The organism is Curvibacter fontanus (assembly GCF_054780335.1).
In genome coordinates this window covers 1-21,413 of record NZ_BAAGWN010000009.1, presented here as the reverse complement: position 1 = coordinate 21,413, position 21,413 = coordinate 1, and the positions used below count along the sequence as shown (strand labels likewise).

Below are 21,413 nucleotides of genomic sequence, written 5' to 3'. Positions count from 1 at the left end.
ACTAGCTTAAGCTATAACTGTGCCAAGTCCTGCATACAAATATTGCATACAATCCGCCGCGTGTCGATCCCCCCGCTGGTATGACGCTTGCTTCGGAGACTGAGATGGAAGAAAAACCGCTGCAATTTGTCCGCCGCGGCGAGATCGTCTCGCTCACGGGTGTTTCCCCCACGCGCACCCTGCTGGAAGTCCTGCGCGAAGACCTGCAGTGCACGGCCGTCAAGGAAGGCTGCGGCGAAGGCGATTGCGGCGCCTGCACCGTGGTGCTGGCCGAGCCCGAAGGCGCGGGCCTGGGCTACAAGGCCATCAACAGCTGCATCCGCCTGGCGCATTCGGTGCACGGTATGGCGGTCTGGACCGCGCAGGACCTGCCCGCCGCTGATGGCGCCCTGCACCCCTGCCAGCAGGCCATGGTCAACTGCCACGGCAGCCAGTGCGGTTTCTGCACCCCCGGTTTTGTCATGAGCCTCTTCGGCATGTACCAGAACTACATCGCCCCCACGCTCGGCACTGGCGTGTCCTCGCTGCCCCCCGAGGGGGCCCTCGCGCCTAGGGGCGGCCCGTCGGCGCTCACGCCACGTGTAGCCATAAAGATCACCCGCGAGATGGCGCGGACCGATCTCTCGGGCAACCTCTGCCGCTGCACCGGTTACCGCCCCATCCTCGACGCCGCGCAAGAGATGGGCGCCCTGCCCCGCGTGCAGGTGGACGAGGCCGCCGTGCTGGCCCAGCTGCGCCAGATTCCGCCCGCCCCCGCGGCCGACTACAGCACGCCCACCCGTCTGGCCGATCTGCTGCGCCTGCGCGCCGAACAGCCCCAGGCCCAGCTGGTGGCGGGCTGCACCGACGTGGGGCTCTGGGTCACCAAGCAGCACCGGCAGTTCGCGCAGGTGCTCGATGTGACCCGTGTGGCGGAATTGCGCGAGTTGCGCCAGACACCCGGTGCGCTGACCATAGGCGCGGCCGTCACCCTGCACGAGGCTTACGCCGCCCTGGTGGCCGACCGCCCGCAGCTGCAGCGTTTTGCCGAACGTTTTGCCGGCTTGCCGGTGCGCTCCAGCGGCACGCTGGGCGGCAATGTGGCCAACGGTTCACCCATCGGCGACAGCATGCCCCTGCTGCTGGCCATGGGCGCCACGCTGGTGCTGGCCAGTGTGCGCGGCGAGCGGCGCGTGCAACTGGACGATTTCTACACGGGCTACCGCAAGAACCTGCTGGCGCCCGACGAGGTGCTGGCTTACATCGAGGTGCCGCGCCCCGTGGCGGGTGAGCCGAGCGTGGGGGTCGAGTATTTGCGCGTCTACAAGATCTCCAAGCGCCAGGACGACGACATCTCCGCCGTCTGCCTGGCCCTGAACCTGCAGGTGCGCGAGGGCCGCATCAGCAGCGCGCGTATCGGCGCGGGCGGTGTGGCGGCCACACCCGTGCGCGCGCGCAAGACCGAAGCCGCCTTGCTGGGCCAGCCCTGGGCGCGCGCCACTTTCGAATCTGCCACCCTGGTGCTGCAGGCCGAGTTCGAACCCATCTCCGACATGCGCGCCAGCGCCGCCTACCGCCGCAGCGTGCTGGGCCGCCTGCTCTTGCGTTACTGGGCCGAAGAGCAGGGCGAGCCGCAGCTGGAGGCACTGGCATGAGCGCTTCGGACCCCGTCTTCGCCAGCGGCCAGTCGGTCGCGCACGAAAGCGCGCGCCACCAGGTCCAGGGCCTGGCGCCCTATGTGGACGACCTGCCCGAGCTGCGCGGCACCCTGCATGCCGCGCCCATCCTCTCGCCCGTGGCCCACGGCAAACTCAAGGGTGTGGACACGAAGGCCGCACGCGCCATGCCCGGCGTGGTGGAGGTGGTGCTGGCGGCCGACATCCCGGGTGATCCGCTGCTGGCCACCTTCGTCCATGACGAACCCATCTTCGCGCGCGACGCCGTGTTGCATGTGGGCCAGGTCATCGGCTTGGTGCTGGCCGAGACCGTGATGCAGGCGCGCCGCGCCGCGCGTGCTGTGCAGCTCGACATCGAAGCCCTGCCGGCGGTGCTCACCGCCCGCGCCGCCCATGCCGCGCAAAGTTATGTGCTGCCGCCCGTCACCGTGAAGCGCGGGGAGCCCGAACAGGCGATGAAGAAAGCGAAACACACGCTGAGTGGCAGCTTCGAGGTCGGCGGCCAGGAACACTTTTATCTCGAAGGCCAGATCGCCTACGCCGTGCCGCAGGAGCAGCAGCAGTGGCTGATCTACAGCAGCACCCAGCATCCGGGCGAGATCCAGCACTGGGTGGCGCACGCCCTGGGGCTGGACAGCCACCGCGTGCGCGTGGAATGCCGGCGCATGGGCGGCGGTTTCGGTGGCAAGGAAACGCAGGCTGGTCATCTGGCCGTGTGGGCCACGCTGGCCGCGCGCAAGACCGGCCGCCCCGTCAAGCTGCGCCTGGACCGCGACGACGACTTCATGGTCACCGGCAAGCGCCACCCCTTCGCCTACGACTACACCGTGGGTTTTGACGACGAGGGCCTCATCACCGCCCTGCAGCTCACCCTGCTGGCCGAATGCGGCTTCAGCGCCGACCTCTCGGGCCCCGTGGCCGACCGCGCGGTTTTCCACAGCGACAACGCCTATTTCCTCAGCGACGTCCGCATCGACAGCTACCGCTGCCGGACCAACACGCAGAGCCACACGGCCTTCCGCGGTTTCGGCGGCCCGCAGGGCGTGATCGCCATCGAGACCATCCTGGGCGACATCGCGCGCCAGCTGGGCCGTGACCCGCTGGACGTGCGCCTGCGCAACCTGTACAGCGATGAAGTCATCGCGCCAGCGAGCGCAACCGCGCCTGAAAGGCGCCGCGATACGACCCACTACCAGATGAAGGTGGAAGACAACATCCTGCAGCCGCTGATGCAGCAGCTGGCGCAGACCGCGCGCTACCGCGAGCGCCGCGCCGAGATCGCCGCCTGGAACCGCGAGCACAGCGTGCTCAAGAAGGGCCTGGCCCTCACGCCCGTGAAGTTCGGCATCAGCTTCACGGCCACCCTGTTCAACCAGGCCGGCGCGCTGGTGCATGTTTATGCCGACGGCAGTGTGCTGGTCAACCACGGCGGTACCGAGATGGGCCAGGGCCTGCACACCAAGGTGGCGCAGATCGTGGCCGACGAACTGGGCCTGCCTTTCGAGCGTGTGCTGGTCAGCGCCAGCGACACGGCCCGTGTGCCCAATGCCAGCGCCACCGCCGCCTCCAGCGGCACCGACCTCAACGGCCGCGCGGCCCAGTTTGCCGCGCGCAGCATCCGCGAGAACCTGGCCGCCTTTGTGGCGGGTCTGCAGGGCTGCGGCGCGGGCGAGGTACGTTTTGCGAATGGCAAGATCCACGCCGCTGGCAGCACGCGCGATTTCCGCGAGGTGGTCAAGGCCGCCTACGCCAACCGCATCCAGCTCTGGAGCGACGGTTTCTATCGCACGCCCAAGATCCACTACGACAAGACCACGCTCACGGGCCGGCCTTTTTATTACTTCGCCTACGGCGCGGCCTGCTGCGAGGTGGCCATCGACACACTCACGGGCGAGAGCCGTGTGCTGGCCGTGGACATCCTGCACGACGTGGGGCAGAGCATCAATCCGGCCATCGACATCGGCCAGATCGAAGGCGGTTTCATCCAGGGCATGGGCTGGCTCACCACCGAGGAACTGGTCTGGAACGCCGACGGCAAACTCGCCACCCACGCGCCCAGCACCTACAAGATCCCCGCCACGGGTGATGTGCCCGAAAGACTGCGGGTGGACTTCTGGCCCGAGCCCAACCGCGAGGACAACGTCTTCGGCAGCAAGGCCGTGGGCGAGCCGCCCTTCATGCTGGCCATCGCCGTCTGGGAAGCGATCCGCGACGCCGTGGCGACTGCTCGCAGCGACGACCGTGTCCGCATGGACGCACCGGCCACGGCCGAACGTGTGTGGCGCGCCCTCCAAACCGATACCCAATCATGACCACCCTGCTCATCAAGGACGCCCGCTGCATCGCCACCCAGGACGATGCGCGCACGGAGTTGAAAGACGCCTCCATCCTGGTGCGTGACGGTTTCATCGACCGTATCCTGCCCGCAGGCACGGACCTGCGCGCGCTCGTGGCCGAGGTGGACGAGGTGATCGACGCACGCAAGCATGTGGTCATCCCAGGTTTGGTCAACACGCACCACCACATGGTGCAGTGCCTCACGCGCGCGATTCCCGGCGTGCAGAACGCCGAGCTCTTCTCCTGGCTCAAGGGCCTGTACCCCATCTGGGCCGGCCTCACGCCCGAGATGGTGCGTGTCTCCAACCAGGTGGCCATGGGCGAGCTGCTGCTCAGTGGTTGCACCACCAGCAGCGACCATCTCTACATCTACCCCAACGGCGTTCGCCTGGACGACAGCATCGAAGCCGCGCACACCATCGGCATGCGCTTCACGGCCACACGCGGCAGCATGAGCGTGGGCGAGAGCCAGGGCGGCCTGCCACCCGACCGCGTGGTGGAAAAGGAAGACTTCATCTTGAAGGAAACGCGCCGCCTCATCGAGACCTGGCACGACACCCAAGCCGGCGCCATGCTGCAGGTGGCCGTGGCCCCCTGCTCGCCCTTCACCGTGAGCCAGGACCTGATGCGCGAATCCGCTACGCTGGCCCGCGCCTACGGCGTGCGCCTGCACACCCACCTGGCCGAGAACGACCACGACATCGCCTACACGCGCGAACACTTCAACTGCACCCCCGCCCAGTACGTGGAAGAGCTGGGCTGGGTGGGTCAAGACGTCTGGCACGCCCACTGCGTGAAGCTCGACGAACATGGCAGCCATCTGTTTGCCAAGACCGGCACCGGCATCGCCCACTGCCCCTGCAGCAATATGCGCCTGGCCAGCGGCATCCTGCCGCTGCGCAAGCTCTTGAACCTCGGCGTGCCCGTGGGCCTGGGTGTGGACGGCAGCGCCAGCAACGACGCCGGCCACCTCTTGAACGAAGCACGCCAGGCCATGCTGCTGGCGCGCGTGGGCAAGGCGCTGGAGCCACCGGCCATCGGGTCCGATGGCCGTACCCAGTTCGGTTGCGACACCGGCCCCGGCGAGATGACCCCGCGCGACGCGCTGTGGCTGGCCACGCGTGGCGGTGCACGCGTGCTGGGCCGCAGCGACATCGGCCAGATCGCGCCCGGCAAGTGCGCCGATCTGGCGATGTACCGCACCGATACCTTGAGCATGGCCGGCGGCGCCGTGCACGACCCGCTGGGCGCGCTCATGCTCTGCGCCAGCGACAACGCCGACTACACGGTGGTCAACGGCAGGGTGGTGGTGCGCAAGGGCGAACTGACGACGGTGGATACGGGCCAGCTTGTGGAGCGTCACAACACCCTGGCCTGGCAGCTGGCCCAGCAGGCCGGCACGCGTTGATCGATTCCTCGCATCCGTTCGCCCTGAGCCCTTCGGCTCAGCTCAGGACCGGCCTGTCGAAGGGCTCTCGCGCTCCAGGCTTCGACAAGCTCAGCCCGAACGGGCTTAAGCCTGCGGTCCGAAGCGCTGCAATAGCTGCGCCGCCACCGCCACCGCAATCACCTCGGGCTGTTTGCCCGCGATGCCCGGCGCGCCGATGGGGCTGGTCACCCGCGCAAAGTCCGCCTCGCCAAAACCCCGCGCCTCCAGCCGATGCCGGAAGGTGGCCCACTTGCTCTTGCTGCCGATCAGGCCGATATAAGGTAGATCATCCTGCTCACGCGCGCGGCGCAGACATNCTCATGATGAGTACGGTCGAGCCCGGGGTGATGTCGGCCACGGCCGCCTGCACCGGGTCCGAATGCTCGCAGCGGATGTTCGGTGGTGTGTCCGCGGGAAAGATCTCGTCGCGGCTGTCGATCCAGTGCAGGGCAAAGGGCAGGTGCGCGAGCTGGCGCGCAATGGCTTGGCCCACGTGGCCACCGCCGAAGAGGGCGACGGGGGCGGCGGGCGCTTGCAGGCGCTGCGCCAGGCCGGCCGCATCCTGCGGGCCCAGCAGTTCGTAGCGCAGAAACACCACACCACCACAGCACTGGCCCAGGCTGGGGCCGAGTGCCACACGTTGTGGTTCGGTGGGGATGGTTGCGCCCGCGAGCATGGCCCGGGCCCGGGCGATGGCGTCGAACTCCAGATGGCCGCCGCCGATGGAGCCGATCACCTGGGTGTGCAGTACGGCCATCCAGGCGCCGGTCTCGCGCGGTGCCGAGCCTTGCGTTTGAACTACACGCACCAGCACGGCGGACTCAAGGGCCAGGGCCTGCTGCAGTCCGGTGAACGCCTGTTTCACGTGCCCAGACGTCTGGCGGTGGCGAGCACTTCTTGAGCAACGTAGACTTGCGTTTCGTCCCGGTCGTAGGCCGCCACACGTTTCTCGATTTCACGTTGCCACTCGGTTTCGATTTCAGGGGGAGGGGTGGCGTGCGGCGATTCGAGCAGCACCTCGGCCAGCCGGGCACGCTCGTCAGGCGCCAGTGCGCGCGCTGGTTGCTCCAGGGTGGTCAGCAGGGTGGACATGGTGGCGGCTCCGTGGTTGCTGGCGAACGATTCTACGTATCGGCGCGAGGTCAGATGGGGTGATGGCCGCGGGCGGATTCAATGTGACATGGGCCTTGGATGGTTAAAGGCAAGACCCTGGCTCCCTGGCTTGCATGTTCACGCTAGACGGCCTGCACAGGCTTGCGCCTTGCCCTGCGCACGAATCCATCACTTTCCTTTTGTTCCCCTGCTTCCGGGACACAGTACCAGCGCTGGCTCAGCGACCGAGGGCCGGGAACAGTTTCACCAGCCCGTCGGACATCACCTCCACGGCCAGGGCCGCGAGGATCAGGCCCATGAGCCGGGTCATGACGTTGATGCCGGTCTTGCCCAGCACGCGCGCAATCGGTTCGGCCAGGCCGAAGCACAGGGCCGTGGCCAGCGCCACGACCACGCCGTAGCCCACCAGGGTGCCGAGCTGCAGCAGGTCGCGGGCCTTGTCGGCGTAGATCACCACGGTGGACATGGTGGCCGGCCCCGTGAGCAGCGGGATGGTCAGCGGCACCACGGCGATGCTGGCGCGTGCGGCCGAGCGCTCGGCCGCGTCCTGCATCTCATCGGCATTGGAGCGGGCCTCGGCCGGCTGCGCGTTGATCATGGCCAGGGCCGAGGTCAGCAGCAGCATGCCGCCGCCGACCTGGAAGCTCGCCAGCGAGATGCCGAAGAAGGCCAGCAGCTGCAGGCCCAGCAGGGCGCTGATGGCGATCACCGCAAAAGCGCTGAGCGAGGAGATCCAGATCGTGCGCAGGCGCTGCTCGCGCGTGAAACCCTGGGTGTAGTGGATGAAAAAGGGCACGATGGCCAGCGGGTTGACGATGGCCAGCAGGGTCACGAGCGGCTTGAAGTCCATCTCAATCCTTGGTGGCCGTCGCCGCAGCCGGTGTGCGCCGGCGGAACATGCCCCAGCCCTCCATGTGCAGCACCTGGTCGCCCTGCTGGTTGTGCATTTTCCAGACCGTGCGCACCAGGCCCACATCGGGCCGGCTGTTCATGGGGCGGCGGTCCACGACGATGTGGCGCAGGCTGAGCGTGTCGCCGGGGAAGACGGGTTGGGTCCACTTGAGGCTTTCCAGCCCCGGCGAGCCCAGGGCGGCAGCCTGGGAGAGGAAGTTGTCCACCATGAGGCGCATGGCCATGGCGCAGGTGTGCCAGCCGCTCGCGCACAGCTTGCCGAAGACCGAGGCTTCGGCCGCGGCATCGTCCAGGTGGAAGGGTTGCGGGTCGAACTGGCGCGCGAAATCGAGGATCTGCTCGCGTGTGGGCACCACGCTGCCGAGTTCATGGGTGCTGCCCACCTCGAGGTCCTCCCAGTAGTACTTGAAGGTTCTTGTCGTCATCAGCGTCCTCCGGTGATGTCCACGAGGCTGGCCGTGGCGTAGCTGGCTTCGTCCGACAGCAGCCAGACGATGGCGTGGGCGATCTCCTGCACCGTGCCGGGGCGCTGCAGGGGGATCTGCGGGGCCAGGCGCTGTGCCCGGCCGGGCTGGCCGCCGCTGGCGTGGATCTCGGTGTCGACGATGCCGGGGCGCACCGCATTGACGCGGATGCCCTCGGCCGCCACTTCGCGCGCCAGGCCCAGGGTGAACACGTCCACCGCGCCCTTGGCGGCTGCGTAGTCCACATACTGCCCGGCCGCGCCGTGCAGGGAGGCCACGCTGCCGACGTTGACGATGGCGCCGCCCGTGCCGCCGTGGCGCTTGCTCATGCGGCGCACGGCCTCGCGCGCGCAGAGCATGGTGCCGTAGACGTTGATCTCGAACATACGACGCCAGCGCGCCAGGCTTTGCTCGTCCACGCGCTGCGTGGTGTCCACGACGCCGGCGTTGTTGACCAGGGCGCTCAGGCGACCCAGCTTGGCGTCGATCTGCCCGAACATGGCCAGCACCTGGGCCTCGTCGGCCACATCGGCGCGGACCGCCATGGCCGTGCCGCCGACAGCGCGGATCTGCCGCACCACCTCGTCAGCGGCCAGCGAGTTGGCCGTGTAGTTGACGGCGACCGCGTAGCCGCGCTGCGCGGCCAGCAGCGCCGTGGCGGCGCCGATGCCGCGGCCGCCCCCGGTGACCAGTAGAACCTTGTCCAAATCCCAGCTCCTGCAGGTGTGATGACGACAAGATACCATTGCCGCAGAAACAGCCAGATCACGCAAGAGGAGACACGATGAGCCGCACGGTGGACTACTATTTCGCACCACAAAGCCCCTGGACCTATCTGGGCCATGCACGTTTTGCGGCCCTGGCCCAGGCCGCAGGGGTCGCCGTCCGCGTGCTGCCCGTGGACCTGGGCGGCAAGGTCTTCCCCGTCTCCGGCGGCCTGCCTTTGCCGAAACGCGCGCCGCAGCGCCAGGCTTACCGCTTGCAAGAGCTCCGGCGCTTCAGCGAATACCTGCAGATTCCCCTGCATCCGCAACCCAAGTTCTTCCCGGTCGGCGGTGACGACGCGGCGTGTCTGATCATCGCCGTGGACCTGCACGACGGCAGCGAAGCTGCGATGAAGATCACCGGCGCCGTGCTGTCCGCCGTCTGGGCGCAGGAACGCAATATCGGCGACGCCAGGGTGCTGGCCGAACTGCTGACCGAAAACGGGCTCGATGCCAAACGCCTGGAACAGTCCCGCAGCCAGGAGGTGCGTGAGCGTTACGAGGCCCACACACAACAGGCCATCAGCGCCGGCGTGTTCGGCGCCCCCAGCTACGTCATCGACGGCGAGATCTTCTGGGGCCAGGACCGGCTCGACTTCGTGGCCCGCAAGCTCGGTGTCACCCTCTGAAACAACAGGTCTGGAGAGAAAAGCCATGGGACAGTTCATCGAGCTCAAAGCCGCCGACGGCTTCACCTTTCCCGCCTATGTGGCACAGCCGACGGGCAAGCGGCGTGGCGGCGTGGTGGTGCTGCAGGAGATCTTCGGCGTCAACGCGCATATCCGTGCTGTGACCGACGGTTATGCGGCGGCGGGTTACCTGGCGGTGGCGCCGGCCACCTTCCATCGCAGCAAGCCGGGTGTCGAACTGGGCTATACGCCCGACGACATGAGTGCGGGCCAGGCCCTCAAGGCCACGGTCGAGGCCCTGGGCATGAATCCGTCGGCACCCGGCGTCTTGCAGGACATCCAGGCGGCCATCCACCATGCGGCCCAGGCGGGCAAGGTCGGCGTGGTGGGCTATTGCTGGGGTGGTCTGCTGACCTGGCGCACGGCCTGTTTGCTGAAAGGCGTGAGCGCGGCCGTGCCCTATTACGGCGGCGGTGTCACCACCGAGGCCGAGATCGCGCGCACGCCCAAGGTGCCGGTGCTGGCGCACTTTGGCGAGAAGGATCACTGGATTCCGCTGGAGGGGGTGGCGGTTTTCCAGAAAGCCCACCCGGAAGTCGAGGTGCATGTCTACGCGGCCAACCACGGCTTCAATTGCGACCATCGCGGCGCTTATGACGCCACCGCCGCCGCTCTGGCGCGTGAGCGCACCCTGGCCTTCTTCGCCAAACATGTGGGCTGAGACCGTGAAGCGTCTCGTGGCCGGGGTCTTGGTGCTGGCAACGACGGGCCTTGCACAGGCCGCCGATTACAACGGCCCCCTGCTGGATGCCCATCTGCATTACAACGTTGAAGCCTATGAAGGCCTGCACCCGCTGACGGACGTGTTGGCTCGCATGCAGCGCAATGGCGTGCGCGCCATCGTTGCCAACAGCCGACCCAACGACGGCACCAAGACCCTGGCCGAAGCGGGGGCGCAGACGCGTGCTGCCGGCGTGACGGTGGTGCCCTTCATCCGCCTCTACCGCAACCGGGCCGATTACGACAACTGGTTCCGCGACGAGAGCATCTACACCATGGTGCAGGCCGAGCTCGCGCGCGGCACGGCTGCCGGTCCCTACCGCGGCATCGGCGAGTTTCATCTCTACGACAGCGCCAATGCCAACGGCGCGGTGGCGAAGAAGCTGATGCAGTTCGCCGCACAGAACCAACTGGCTGTGCTGGCCCATGTGGACGACGTGGCCATCGACCTGCTGATGGCCCATGCGCCAGACGCGCGCCTGATCTGGGCGCACACGGGCATCGGCGGCGCACCTGCGCCGCGCGTGTTGGCCTTGCTGGACAAGTACCCCAGGCTCATGGGAGAGTTGTCCTACCGGCCCGGGCTGACCTGTGGTGAGGGCAGTCTGTGCCCCGAATGGCGCGCGCTGCTGCTGAAATACCCGGACCGCTTCCTGCTCGGCTCGGACACCTGGGTCAACCAGCGCTGGTTGTATTACGACGAGTTGATGCGTGCTTACCGCCGTTGGCTTGGTGAATTGCCGCCCGACGTGGCGCGCCGAATTGCCTGGGACAACGGGGCGAGCCTGTTCCAGTTGAACAGGCCCTGAAATGAGCGCGACCTTTGCCTTGCCACTGTTCCCTCTGCAGACCGCGCTGTTTCCCGGCGGGCTGTTGCCGCTGCGCATCTTCGAGGTGCGCTACCTGGACCTGATCCAGCGCTGTCAGAAGGAAGGCGCCCCCTTCGGCGTCGTCTGCCTCAGCAGTGGCAGCGAGGTGCGGCAGGCGCCGCGTCCGGGTAAGGCCGGTGAGCCGGCCTTCGGGCCCGAAGTGTTTCATCTCGTGGGCACGATGGCGCACATCACCTCTTTCGAGCGACCGCAACCGGGGCTGATGCTGGTCCGCTGCCGTGGCGGCCGGCGCTTTCGCCTGCTGCGCAGCGAGCAGCTGAAACACGGCCTGTGGACCGGCGAGGCCGAATACCTGGAGGAGGACACGCCGGTGCCGGTACCGGCCGACCTTGCCCATGTCCGCATTGGCCTGCAGCGCCTGCTGCAGCACATGCAGGCGCAGGCCAGGCCGGGTGACGAGCTGCCGATCCAGCCGCCGCTGCAGTGGGACGACTGCGGCTGGCTGGCCCACCGCTGGTGCGACATCCTGCCGGTGAGCCCGCAGCTCAAGCAGCAGTTCCTGGCGGTGGACAGTCCCCTGGTGCGGCTGGAACTGGTGGCCGACCTGCTGGTGCACCTGAAGATCGGCGCCGGACCCGAAGCCGGGGTCAGTCCCGGACCGGACTGACTTACCGCCCGCTGCGCTCGAGGTAGCGCTTGCGCCAGAACAGCAGGGCCAGGGCCACGGCGGTCAGCCCCATGGAAGCCATGGCCCACCAGAAGCCGCTGTCGTTGTGGATCAGCGGGATGAATTCGAAATTCATGCCGAAGATGCCGGCGATCAGGTTCAGCGGCAGGAAGATGGCGGTGAGCACGGTGAGCGTGCGCATGATGTCGTTGGTGCGGTTGCTCTGGGCGTTGAAGTGGATCTGCACCGCGGTCTCCACGCCCTGCTCCAGCCGGCGTACATGGTGCACCACGCGTTCGATGTGTTCCAGCAAGTCGCGGCTGCGCACCAGCAACAAATCACGCTCGCGCTGGGTCGCCGGCGTGTCCGCTTCCGGCCAGGTCTTGACGGACTCGATCCAGTCCTGCACGGACGAGCGCTGGTCTTCGCAGATTTCGTCGAGCTGGTGCAGAGCCAGCCGCGTATTGAGCAGAGTCGCCCAGTTGTTGAAGCGCGTGCGCGGGTTGAGCAGCTCGGTCTGCCAGTGATCGAGCTGGCGCGTGAGTTCGCGCCGCAGTTCCAGGAAACCGTCGACCATCTGGTTCACGATGCGCAGCATCAGATCGGCCGGGGAGGCGGGCAGGCGGCTGTTGGCGGTGCGCACATCGTTGGAGGTCACTTGCAACAGCCGGGAGGCATAGGCGTCGCGCGCCGCGCAGTCGGCAGGGTGAACCGAGAGCAGCACGCGCTCGAAGACCGCAAACCCCACGGGACTGGTGTCGATGTGCCGCAGGATGGGCGGGCCGCTGCGGCGGGAGGCGCCTTGGTCCGTTTCGCGTGAGACGGCTTGGCCGGCGCCGGTCGCCAGACGGCGGAAGACCAGCAGGTCGTACTGCGAGGTGTAGTCGAAGTGCGAGGGCAGTTGCGCGTTGAGCAGGTCGGAGACGTGCAGGTCCACCAGTTGCAGGCCGCACAGGGCCTGCAGCGTGGCCTGCAGCTGCGACCAACCGGTCTCGAATTCCTGGCGCGTGCAGGCGATCCAGACATGACCGAGCGGGGGCAGCTGCTGGGGCGGCGCGTCGCTTTCGCTGACGCCACCGGGACTGATGCTGAAGACGCGCATGCCCGGGCTTGGTCAGTTCTTCAGCAGGCGCGCAGCTGCCACGGCGAAATAGGTCAGCACCCCATCGGCGCCGGCACGCTTGAAGCCCAGCAGGCTTTCCATCATCACCGCGTCATGGTCCAGCCAGCCGTTTTGCGCGGCGGCCTTGAGCATGGCGTATTCGCCGCTGACCTGGTAGGCGAAGGTCGGCACACGGAACTCGTCCTTCACGCGGCGCACCACGTCCAGGTAAGGCATGCCGGGCTTGACCATCACCATGTCCGCGCCCTCATTAATGTCCATGGCCACTTCGCGGATCGCCTCGTCCGTGTTGCCCGGGTCCATCTGGTAGACCTTCTTGTTGCTCTTGCCCAGGTTGGAGGCTGAGCCGACCGCATCTCGGAAGGGGCCGTAGAAGGCGCTGGCGTACTTGGCGCTGTAGGCCATGATGCGCGTGTGGACCAGGCGGTTGGCCTCCAGCACGCTGCGAATGGCGCCGATGCGCCCGTCCATCATGTCGCTGGGCGCCACGATGTCCACACCGGCTTGCGCCTGGGTCAAGGCCTGACGCTCCAGGATCGCCACCGTCTCGTCGTTGAGGATGTAGCCGGTGGCGTCGAGCACGCCGTCCTGCCCGTGGCTGGTGTAGGGGTCCAGCGCCACGTCGGTCATGATGCCGAGTTCGGGGAAGCGCTGCTTCAACTCACGCACCACACGCGGAACCAGGCCCTCGGGGTTGCAGGCCTCCTTGCCGTCCAGGCTTTTGAGCTTGGCATCGATCACCGGGAACAGGGCCAGTGCCGGGATGCCGAGCCTGACGCATTCCTCGGCCAGGGGCAGCAGCAGGTCCAGGCTCAGGCGTTCGACGCCGGGCATCGACGCCACGGCTTCACGGCGGTTCTGACCGTCGAGCACAAACACCGGATAAATCAGATCGTCGACGCTGAGTGCGTGCTCGCGTACCAGCTTGCGGGTGAACTCGTCGCGGCGCAGCCGACGCGGGCGGCCCATGGGGTAGGGGGCATAGGGTGTCATGGGGAAAATTGTGCCCGATTCCATTGCGGTCGGGATTGGTGCGCAAAAGTGCCAAAAATGTCCTGTTTCCACGTGGATTGCGGGGCCGGCTTGCATTTGAGGAACGTTTTTGTTAGATTAGAGCTTGGGTGGTTCGCCACCCCCCGCTTTTCCTCCCTGAGCGGGGCCTTGATGTGTGACAGCAAAAAAGGCTTGCAACCCCGGCTTATGGCCGGGGTTTTTTTTGTTTTCGGCCGCTGCGCTTGACTTTGTCCTTTGGCCAAAGTTAGCCTGCGACGCAACCAGCTGCGCTGGTTGTGGCTTCACCTGGCACACGCGACTAAACTCAGCGCATGCTCTGGGTCAAATCACTCCACATCGTCTTCGTCGCCAGCTGGTTCGCCGGCCTGTTTTATCTGCCGCGCATCTTCGTGAACCTGGCCCAGGTGCCGGCCGATTCCACGGCCGAGCGAGAGCGGCTGCTGCTGATGGCGGGCAAGCTCATGCGTTTCACCAGCATCCTGGCCGTGCCGGCCCTGGGTTTCGGCCTCTGGCTCTGGCTGGGCTACGGCATCGGCCAGGGCCCGGCCAGTGGCTGGCTGCACGCCAAGCTGGTGGTGGTGGTGCTCGTGCTGGGTTATCACCATGCCTGTGGTGCGCTCTTGAAGAAGTTCAGGCGCGGTGAGAACCGGCGCGGCCATGGCTGGTTCCGCTGGTTCAACGAGGTGCCGGTGCTGCTGCTGCTGGCCGCTGTTGTGCTGGTCGTGGTCAAGCCTTTCTGATCGGTACAGGGGCGCCATGTCGGTGCACAAGACCTCTGCCTGGCCCCTGAGCGGGGTCTATGTGGGGCTGGTGGTCTATGCCAGCCTCTATCCTTTTGCCGGCTGGCGCGACCAGGGGCCTTTGCCCTGGGGCTTTCTCATCGCACCCTGGCCGCACTACTGGACGGCCTTCGATTTCTTTTCCAATGTGCTGGGTTATGCCCCGCTGGGTTTTCTGCTGGCTCTGGGGGCCTTGCGGACCGGGCAGGGCCCCCGCGCCGTGCGGCTGGCGACGCTGGGCGCCGGCGTGCTCTCGTTGGTATTGGAGACCCTGCAGGGTTATCTGCCGGCGCGCGTGCCGTCCAACATCGACTTGCTGCTGAACCTGGGCGGAGCGTGGCTGGGGGCCGTGACGGCGACCCTGCTGGAAAAAATGGGCGCGATCGACCGCTGGACCCGTTTCCGGGAGCGCTGGTTCGTGCCCGATGCGCGTGGCGCCCTGGTGCTGCTGGCCTTGTGGCCCTTTGCCCTGTTGCTGCCGGTGTCCGTGCCGCTGGGCCTGGGCCAGGTCTTCGAGCGTGCAGAGGCTGGCCTGGCCGACTTGCTGCTCGACACACCGTTGCTGGAGTGGTTGCCGCTGCGCACGGTGGAACTGCAGCCGCTGGTGCCCGGGGCGGAAATGAGTTGTGTCTTGCTGGGGGCGCTGATTCCCTGCTTGCTGGGCTTCTGCGTCATTCCCTCGATGGTGCGGCGCGCGGGTTTTGTGCTGGCCGTCCTGGCGACGGCGATGGGGGCCACGCTGCTGTCGGCCACGCTGAGTTACGGGCCGGTGCATGCCTGGGCCTGGTTCAGCCTGCCGGTCAAGGCCGGCCTGGTGCTGGCGGGCGGCATCGCCCTGCTGCTGCTGCGAGCCCCCGCCCGCGTCTGTGCCGCCTTGTTGCTGCTGGGCCTGGGCCTGTACCTGGTCCTGATCAACCAGGCACCGGCCAGTCCCTACTTTGCCCATAATCTGCAGGTTTGGGAGCAGGGGCGTTTCATCCGGTTTCACGGGGTGGTCCAGTGGCTGGGCTGGTTTTGGCCCTATGCCGTGCTGCTGTATGTGCTGATCCGTGTTTGGAGCCTCAGCGACCTGGACAGGGCAGCCCCTAAAATTCAGCCATGAGCACCGATACCACCCCCGAGGCCCCCGCCACTTATTACCAGCGGCACGTCTTTTTCTGTCTCAACCAGCGCCCCGCAGGCGAGTCCTGCTGCGCCAACCACCAGGCCGAGGCGGCCTTCGAGCGTTGCAAGTCCCAGGTCAAGGCCGCCGGCCTGGCCGGGCCCGGCCAGGTGCGCGTGAACCGCGCCGGTTGCCTGGACCGCTGTGCCGGCGGCCCGGTGGCTGTGGTGTACCCGGAGGCGGTCTGGTACTCCTATGTGGATCTGGCCGATATCGACGAGATCGTTGAATCGCATCTCAAGAACGGTCAGGTGGTCGAGCGTCTGCTGACGCCGTCGCACCTGGGGCGCTGACATGAACTCGCAGACCGAGCGCCTGCAGGTGGCGGGCCTGGCAGGCCGTATCGAAGTGCTGCGTGACGCGCCCGCGGAGGGGGTCAGCCCGCGCGGCGTGGCTGTCATTGCCCATCCGCACCCGCTGTTTGGCGGCACCATGGACAACAAGGTGGTGCAGACCTTGGCGCGTGCTTTCGTGCAATGCGGCTGGTCGGCTCTGCGCTTCAATTTCCGTGGTGTCGGGGCCACCGAAGGTATGCACGACGAAGGCCGGGGTGAGACCGAGGATTTTCTGGCTGTGGTGCAGCAGTGCGCCGCTGAAGGCCCGCTCGCGTTGGCTGGTTTTTCCTTTGGGTCCTTTGTCATGAGTCGCACCCTGGGTGCGCTGTGGCCCTCGCGCCAGATCGACAGGCTGGTGTTCGTCGGGGCAGCGGCCAGCCGCTTCCAGGTGGCCCAGGTGCCGCAGGAATTGCACGGACACACCCTCGTGATCCATGGCGAGCACGACGACACCGTGCCGCTGGCGGCTGTGATGGACTGGGCCCGCCCCCAGGTGCTGCCGGTGACGGTGGTGCCCGGCGGCAGCCATTTTTTCCACGGGCAACTGCCCCTGCTCAAGAGCCTGGTGGTGCGCCACCTCTCTGCATCGTGATGAAGAAACTCCTGGTTTCCCTGGCGGCTGCATGTGGCCTGCTCTGGGGCGGCGCCTGGGCTCAGAACATGCCGCAGCCCCCCGAAATCGCCGCCCGCGCCTATTTGCTGCTGGACCTGACGAGTGACCAGCAACTGGCCGCCAAGGAGGCCGACGCCCCGGTCCCGCCGGCTTCCCTGACCAAGCTGATGACCGCGTATCTGGTGTTCGATGCGCTGCGCGTAGGTCGGCTGGAGCTGCAGCAGACGCTGCCGGTCAGCGAGCGCGCCAGGCGGCAGCCGGGGTCGCGCATGTTCCTTGAAGCCGGCATGAAGGTGCCGGTGGAGGATCTGATCAAGGGACTGCTCGTGCAGTCGGGCAATGACGCCGCGATGACGCTGGCCGAGGGCGCCGCCGGCAGCGAGGAGCGTTTTGTCCAGCTGATGAACGAGCAGGCCCAGGCCCTGGGAATGAAGGCGACCCGCTTCGTCAACCCGACCGGCCTGTCCCAGGCCGGGCAGCAGAGCACGGCGCGCGACCTGGCTGCGCTGGCCACGCGGCTGCTGCGCGACTTCCCGGACCGGACCCACTTTCATGCCATACGCAAGTACCACTACGAGGGCACCCCGGCGGCCAACGACAGCAACCGCAACCTGCTGCTGTTTCGCGATCCCTCGGTCGACGGCCTGAAGACCGGTCACACCGAGGCGGCCGGTTATTGCCTGATTGCCACGGCGCAGCGCGAGTTCCCCCATCTGGGGTCGGCCGGCGCGCCCGGCGCCCGGCGCCTGTTGGCCGTCGTGCTGGGGGCCGACAGCGAGAACGCGCGCGCCACCGAAACTCAGAAGCTGCTGAACTGGGGCTTTACCGCTTTCGAGGCGGTCAAGTTGTTCGAAGCCAACCAGCCGGTGCTCACCCCGGCGGTCTGGAAGGGTCAGTCGGGCCAGATTCGCCTGGGGCGCCCCCAGGCCGTGGTGGTGACCGTGCCGACCGGACAAGCCAGCCTGCTGCACACCCAGGCCTCGCGCCCCGACCCCCTGGTTGCGCCGCTCAAAAAAGGCCAGACCAGCGGCACTCTGAAAATACTAATAGGTGAGTACACGCTTATTAACTATCCGTTGCTCACACTGGAGTCAGTCGATGAGGCGGGTCTGATCGGCCGGGCCTGGGATGCCTTCAGACTCTGGGTCCAGTAGTCCCGGTCGATTCTTTAAGGCTCCTTCGGCTGGCGGTTGAGTCCAGGCGAGTCATTGCGGGCTGGGGGTCGACCTGATACACTCGAAGGCTTTTCGGAATTTCCGAAGGGTTTCACGTTTTCGTTTTTATCAAACGTTGAGGGACGTTTTTAAATGCCAACCATTAACCAGCTAGTGCGTCAAGGCCGCGAGGTCGAGACCATCAAGTCGAAGAGTCCTGCCATGCAGAACTCTCCGCAGCGCCGTGGCGTGTGCACCCGTGTGTACACCACGACGCCCAAGAAGCCGAATTCCGCTCTGCGTAAGGTCGCCAAGGTGCGCCTGACCAACGGTTTTGAGGTCATTTCCTACATCGGTGGTGAAGGCCACAACCTGCAGGAGCACTCGGTCGTGCTCGTGCGCGGCGGTCGTGTCAAGGATCTGCCGGGTGTGCGTTACCACATCGTGCGTGGCTCGCTCGACCTGCAAGGCGTGAAAGACCGCAAGCAGTCGCGTTCCAAGTACGGCGCCAAGCGCCCCAAGAAGGCTTGATTTTTCAAGTCTGAGTTTTTCGGTGCTCGTTCCGTCAGGCAGACGGGTTGAGCGTAGTGACCCGAAGCTCGGAATCGTCCGGGTGGGTCGAGTAAGTGAGAGTTCTGTATGGCTCTCGCGGTGTCTGAAAAGATGCCAACTGAAGCAGTATGAGGTGAAACATGCCACGTCGTCGCGAAGTCCCTAAACGTGAAATCCTGCCGGATCCCAAATTCGGCAATGTCGATCTTTCCAAGTTCATGAACGTGATCATGGAAGGCGGCAAGAAGGCGGTTGCCGAGCGCATCATTTACGGTGCCCTCGAAACCATTGGACAGAAAACCGGCAAGGATGCGCTGGAGCTGTTCACCGTTGCCATCAACAACGTGAAACCCATGGTGGAAGTGAAGTCCCGCCGCGTCGGCGGTGCCAACTACCAGGTGCCGGTCGAAGTGCGCCCGGTGCGCCGTCTGGCCCTGTCCATGCGCTGGATCAAGGAAGCCGCCCGCAAGCGCGGCGAGAAGTCCATGGCCCTGCGTCTGGCCAATGAAATCATCGAGGCCACCGAAGGCCGTGGCGGTGCCATGAAGCGTCGCGATGAAGTGCACCGCATGGCCGAGGCCAACAAGGCCTTCAGCCACTTCCGCTTCTAAACATCGTCCCCATCCAGTGGTTCAGGCCCGCCACAAGCGGGCCTTACCTGTTTAACGAAAGACCATCATGGCACGCAAAACGCCCATTGAGCGCTACCGCAATATCGGTATTTCCGCTCACATCGACGCCGGCAAGACGACCACGACCGAGCGTATTCTTTTCTACACCGGTGTGAACCACAAGATCGGTGAAGTGCATGACGGCGCTGCCACCATGGACTGGATGGAGCAGGAGCAGGAGCGTGGCATCACGATCACTTCCGCTGCGACCACCTGCTTCTGGAAGGGCATGGACCTGTCCTACCCGGAGCACCGCTTCAACATCATCGACACCCCCGGCCACGTGGACTTCACCATCGAGGTGGAGCGTTCCATGCGCGTGCTGGACGGCGCCTGCATGGTGTACTGCGCCGTGGGCGGCGTGCAACCGCAGTCGGAAACCGTCTGGCGTCAGGCCAACAAGTACAAGGTGCCGCGTCTGGCCTTCGTGAACAAGATGGACCGTACCGGCGCCAACTTCTTCAAGGTCTATGACCAGATGCGCGTGCGCCTGAAGGCCAGCCCCGTGGCGATCGTGATCCCGATCGGCGCCGAGGAAAACTTCACCGGCGTGGTCGACCTCATCAAGATGAAGGCCATCATCTGGGACGAAGCTTCCCAGGGCATGAAGTTCGACTACAAGGACATCCCGGCTGAACTCGTTGCTTCCGCCAAGGAATGGCGCGAGAAGATGGTCGAGGCTGCCGCCGAGGCCAGCGAAGAGCTGATGAACAAGTACCTGGAAGAGGGTGACCTGAGCGAAGCCGAGATCAAGCTCGGCCTGCGCACGCGCACCATCGCCACCGAAATCCAGCCCATGCTGTGTGGCACCGCCTTCAAGAACAAGGGTGTGCAGCGCATGCTGGACGCCGTGATCGACTTTCTGCCCTCGCCGGTGGACATCCCTCCGGTGGGCGGCACGGACGAAGACGAGAAGGAAACTTCCCGCAAGGCCGACGACAGCGAGAAGTTCTCCGCTCTGGCTTTCAAGCTGATGACCGATCCCTTCGTCGGCCAGCTGACCTTCGTGCGCGTCTACTCCGGCGTGCTGACCAAGGGCGATACCGTCTACAACCCCGTCAAGGGCAAGAAAGAGCGTATCGGCCGTATCGTGCAGATGCACGCCAACAACCGTCTGGAAATCGAAGAAATTCGCGCCGGCGACATCGCCGCCTGCGTGGGCCTGAAGGACGTGACCACGGGTGAAACCCTGTGCGATCCGGACGCCATCCTGACGCTGGAGCGCATGGTCTTCCCCGAGCCCGTGATTGCACAGGCTGTCGAGCCCAAGACCAAGGCTGACCAGGAAAAAATGGGCATCGCCCTGCAGCGTCTGGCTGCCGAGGATCCGTCCTTCCGCGTCAAGACCGACGAAGAATCCGGTCAGACCATCATCGCCGGCATGGGCGAGCTGCACCTCGAAATCATCGTGGACCGCATGAAGCGCGAGTTCGGCGTGGAGGCCAACGTGGGCAAGCCGCAAGTGGCCTACCGCGAAACCATCCGCAAGAAGGTCACCGAAGTCGAAGGCAAGTTCGTGCGTCAGTCCGGCGGCAAGGGCCAGTACGGCCACGTGGTGTTCACGGTCGAGCCGAGCGAGCAGGGCAAGGGTTTCGAATTCGTCGACGCCATCAAGGGTGGTGTGGTTCCGCGCGAATTCATCCCGGCGGTTGAGAAGGGCGTGATCGAAGCCATCAACTCCGGCGTGCTGGCCGGCTACCCGGTGGTGGACGTCAAGGTCACGCTGACCTTCGGCTCCTACCACGACGTGGACTCGAACGAAAACGCCTTCAAGATGGCCGCCATCTTCGGTTTCAAGGAAGGTTGCCGCAAGGCCAACCCCGTGATCCTCGAGCCCATGATGGCCGTGGAAGTCGAGACGCCGGAAGATTACGCCGGTACCGTGATGGGCGACCTGTCGTCGCGTCGCGGCATGGTGCAGGGCATGGACGACATGGCCGGTGGCGGCAAGGCCATCAAGGCCGAAGTTCCGCTGTCCGAAATGTTCGGCTACTCGACCTCGCTGCGTTCCGCCACCCAGGGCCGCGCCACGTACTCGATGGAGTTCAAGCACTACGCCGAAGCTCCGCGCAACGTGTCCGAAGCCATCGTGGCTGCACGCGCGAAGTAAGTTTCAAGCTGTCTGCGACGGTGTGCCGCCCTGTTCCCGTGCGGGGCGAACCAGCAACACCGTGCAGACATTAAACCTGTACACGGGAACCTGTTCTTTGGAGATTTGAAAAATGGCAAAAGAGAAATTTGAGCGGACCAAGCCGCACGTCAACGTGGGCACGATCGGTCACGTGGACCATGGCAAGACCACCCTGACGGCGGCCATCACCACCGTGCTGGCGGCCAAGTTCGGCGGCCAGGCCAAGGCCTACGACCAGATCGATGCGGCGCCTGAAGAGAAGGCCCGCGGCATCACCATCAACACCGCCCACGTCGAGT

General features: G+C 65.9%; 22 protein-coding genes and 1 pseudogene. 16 read left to right on the top strand and 7 right to left on the bottom strand.

All coding sequences use genetic code 11. The features are described from left to right. The first annotated feature begins 104 nt into the window (after positions 1-104). From xdhA to ACYVH8_RS04950, 3 genes are read left to right on the top strand one after another with little or no spacing between them, the layout of a single operon-like run. On the top strand, positions 105-1,634 hold the full coding sequence (gene xdhA / locus ACYVH8_RS04960; protein WP_460487774.1) for a xanthine dehydrogenase small subunit: 1,530 nt from the start codon (positions 105-107) through the stop codon (positions 1,632-1,634). After that, complete coding sequence (xdhB, locus tag ACYVH8_RS04955; protein ID WP_460487773.1) at positions 1,631-3,967, top strand: xanthine dehydrogenase molybdopterin binding subunit; 2,337 nt, start codon at positions 1,631-1,633, stop codon at positions 3,965-3,967. The genes xdhA and xdhB overlap by 4 nt, the downstream gene beginning before the upstream one ends. Then, complete coding sequence (locus tag ACYVH8_RS04950) at positions 3,964-5,400, top strand: 8-oxoguanine deaminase (RefSeq protein ID WP_460487772.1); 1,437 nt, start codon at positions 3,964-3,966, stop codon at positions 5,398-5,400. The genes xdhB and ACYVH8_RS04950 overlap by 4 nt, the downstream gene beginning before the upstream one ends. 105 nt (positions 5,401-5,505) lie before the next feature. On the opposite strand, the pseudogene xdhC reads toward ACYVH8_RS04950, so the two are convergent. The 5 genes and pseudogenes from xdhC to ACYVH8_RS04925 form a co-directional block, all read right to left on the bottom strand. Further along, positions 5,506-6,286, bottom strand: a pseudogene (gene xdhC / locus ACYVH8_RS04945) (xanthine dehydrogenase accessory protein XdhC). After that, positions 6,283-6,513 carry an addiction module protein gene (locus ACYVH8_RS04940; protein WP_460487745.1) on the bottom strand — a complete coding sequence of 77 codons (231 nt, stop codon included), beginning with the start codon at positions 6,511-6,513 and terminating at the stop codon, positions 6,283-6,285. Before ACYVH8_RS04940 ends, xdhC begins: the two are co-directional and overlap by 4 nt. 238 nt (positions 6,514-6,751) lie before the next feature. Then, the gene (locus tag ACYVH8_RS04935) at positions 6,752-7,384 is read right to left on the bottom strand and encodes a MarC family protein (RefSeq protein WP_460487771.1); all 633 of its coding nucleotides are present in this window, start codon (positions 7,382-7,384) and stop codon (positions 6,752-6,754) included. 1 nt (position 7,385) lies between these two features. Next, the gene (locus ACYVH8_RS04930) at positions 7,386-7,871 is read right to left on the bottom strand and encodes a MaoC family dehydratase (RefSeq protein WP_460487770.1); all 486 of its coding nucleotides are present in this window, start codon (positions 7,869-7,871) and stop codon (positions 7,386-7,388) included. After that, complete coding sequence (locus tag ACYVH8_RS04925) at positions 7,871-8,617, bottom strand: SDR family oxidoreductase (RefSeq protein WP_460487769.1); 747 nt, start codon at positions 8,615-8,617, stop codon at positions 7,871-7,873. The genes ACYVH8_RS04930 and ACYVH8_RS04925 overlap by 1 nt, the downstream gene beginning before the upstream one ends. Before the next feature lie 77 nt (positions 8,618-8,694). Between ACYVH8_RS04925 and ACYVH8_RS04920 the strand changes: the two genes are divergently transcribed. The 4 genes from ACYVH8_RS04920 to ACYVH8_RS04905 are packed head-to-tail and all read left to right on the top strand — an operon-like array spanning position 8,695 to position 11,580. Further along, positions 8,695-9,303: a DsbA family protein gene (locus tag ACYVH8_RS04920; RefSeq protein ID WP_460487768.1), complete on the top strand. Its 609-nt coding sequence runs from the start codon at positions 8,695-8,697 to the stop codon at positions 9,301-9,303. A gap of 25 nt (positions 9,304-9,328) precedes the next feature. After that, complete coding sequence (locus ACYVH8_RS04915; protein WP_460487767.1) at positions 9,329-10,024, top strand: dienelactone hydrolase family protein; 696 nt, start codon at positions 9,329-9,331, stop codon at positions 10,022-10,024. Then, positions 10,014-10,892 (top strand): amidohydrolase family protein, encoded by an 879-nt coding sequence (locus ACYVH8_RS04910; protein ID WP_460487766.1) that lies wholly within the window; start codon positions 10,014-10,016, stop codon positions 10,890-10,892. Before ACYVH8_RS04915 ends, ACYVH8_RS04910 begins: the two co-directional genes overlap by 11 nt. Before the next feature lies 1 nt (position 10,893). Next, a complete protein-coding gene (locus ACYVH8_RS04905; RefSeq protein WP_460487765.1) occupies positions 10,894-11,580 on the top strand; it encodes an LON peptidase substrate-binding domain-containing protein in 687 nt (228 codons plus the stop codon). A gap of 1 nt (position 11,581) precedes the next feature. On the opposite strand, the gene ACYVH8_RS04900 is transcribed toward ACYVH8_RS04905, so the two are convergent. Together ACYVH8_RS04900 and hemB are read right to left on the bottom strand one after the other, a co-directional pair. Next, positions 11,582-12,682: a magnesium transporter CorA family protein gene (locus ACYVH8_RS04900; RefSeq protein ID WP_460487764.1), complete on the bottom strand. Its 1,101-nt coding sequence runs from the start codon at positions 12,680-12,682 to the stop codon at positions 11,582-11,584. Between the two features lie 12 nt (positions 12,683-12,694). Continuing rightward, a complete protein-coding gene (gene hemB / locus ACYVH8_RS04895; RefSeq protein ID WP_460487763.1) occupies positions 12,695-13,696 on the bottom strand; it encodes a porphobilinogen synthase in 1,002 nt (333 codons plus the stop codon). Between the two features lie 332 nt (positions 13,697-14,028). Between hemB and ACYVH8_RS04890 the strand changes: the two genes are divergently transcribed. From ACYVH8_RS04890 to ACYVH8_RS04850, 9 genes are all read left to right on the top strand, one after another. After that, entirely contained in the window at positions 14,029-14,457 is a 429-nt protein-coding gene (locus tag ACYVH8_RS04890; RefSeq protein ID WP_460487762.1) for a CopD family protein, read from the top strand. A 16-nt stretch (positions 14,458-14,473) separates the two neighbouring features. Next, positions 14,474-15,598, top strand: coding sequence for a VanZ family protein (locus ACYVH8_RS04885; protein ID WP_460487761.1), 1,125 nt, complete (start codon positions 14,474-14,476; stop codon positions 15,596-15,598). Further along, positions 15,595-15,951, top strand: coding sequence for a (2Fe-2S) ferredoxin domain-containing protein (locus tag ACYVH8_RS04880; RefSeq protein WP_460487760.1), 357 nt, complete (start codon positions 15,595-15,597; stop codon positions 15,949-15,951). The genes ACYVH8_RS04885 and ACYVH8_RS04880 overlap by 4 nt, the downstream gene beginning before the upstream one ends. Position 15,952: 1 nt before the next feature. Beyond that, positions 15,953-16,585, top strand: coding sequence for an alpha/beta hydrolase (locus ACYVH8_RS04875; RefSeq protein ID WP_460487759.1), 633 nt, complete (start codon positions 15,953-15,955; stop codon positions 16,583-16,585). Further along, entirely contained in the window at positions 16,585-17,760 is a 1,176-nt protein-coding gene (locus ACYVH8_RS04870; protein ID WP_460487758.1) for a D-alanyl-D-alanine carboxypeptidase family protein, read from the top strand. Before ACYVH8_RS04875 ends, ACYVH8_RS04870 begins: the two co-directional genes overlap by 1 nt. 153 nt (positions 17,761-17,913) lie before the next feature. Beyond that, positions 17,914-18,291: a 30S ribosomal protein S12 gene (gene rpsL, locus ACYVH8_RS04865; RefSeq protein ID WP_057674148.1), complete on the top strand. Its 378-nt coding sequence runs from the start codon at positions 17,914-17,916 to the stop codon at positions 18,289-18,291. Between the two features lie 161 nt (positions 18,292-18,452). Beyond that, positions 18,453-18,923, top strand: coding sequence for a 30S ribosomal protein S7 (gene rpsG, locus ACYVH8_RS04860; protein WP_460487757.1), 471 nt, complete (start codon positions 18,453-18,455; stop codon positions 18,921-18,923). Between the two features lie 67 nt (positions 18,924-18,990). Next, positions 18,991-21,093, top strand: coding sequence for an elongation factor G (fusA, locus tag ACYVH8_RS04855; protein WP_460487756.1), 2,103 nt, complete (start codon positions 18,991-18,993; stop codon positions 21,091-21,093). A gap of 112 nt (positions 21,094-21,205) precedes the next feature. After that, on the top strand, positions 21,206-21,413 hold a 208-nt coding region (locus tag ACYVH8_RS04850), incomplete at its 3' end, for a GTP-binding protein (RefSeq protein WP_460487755.1).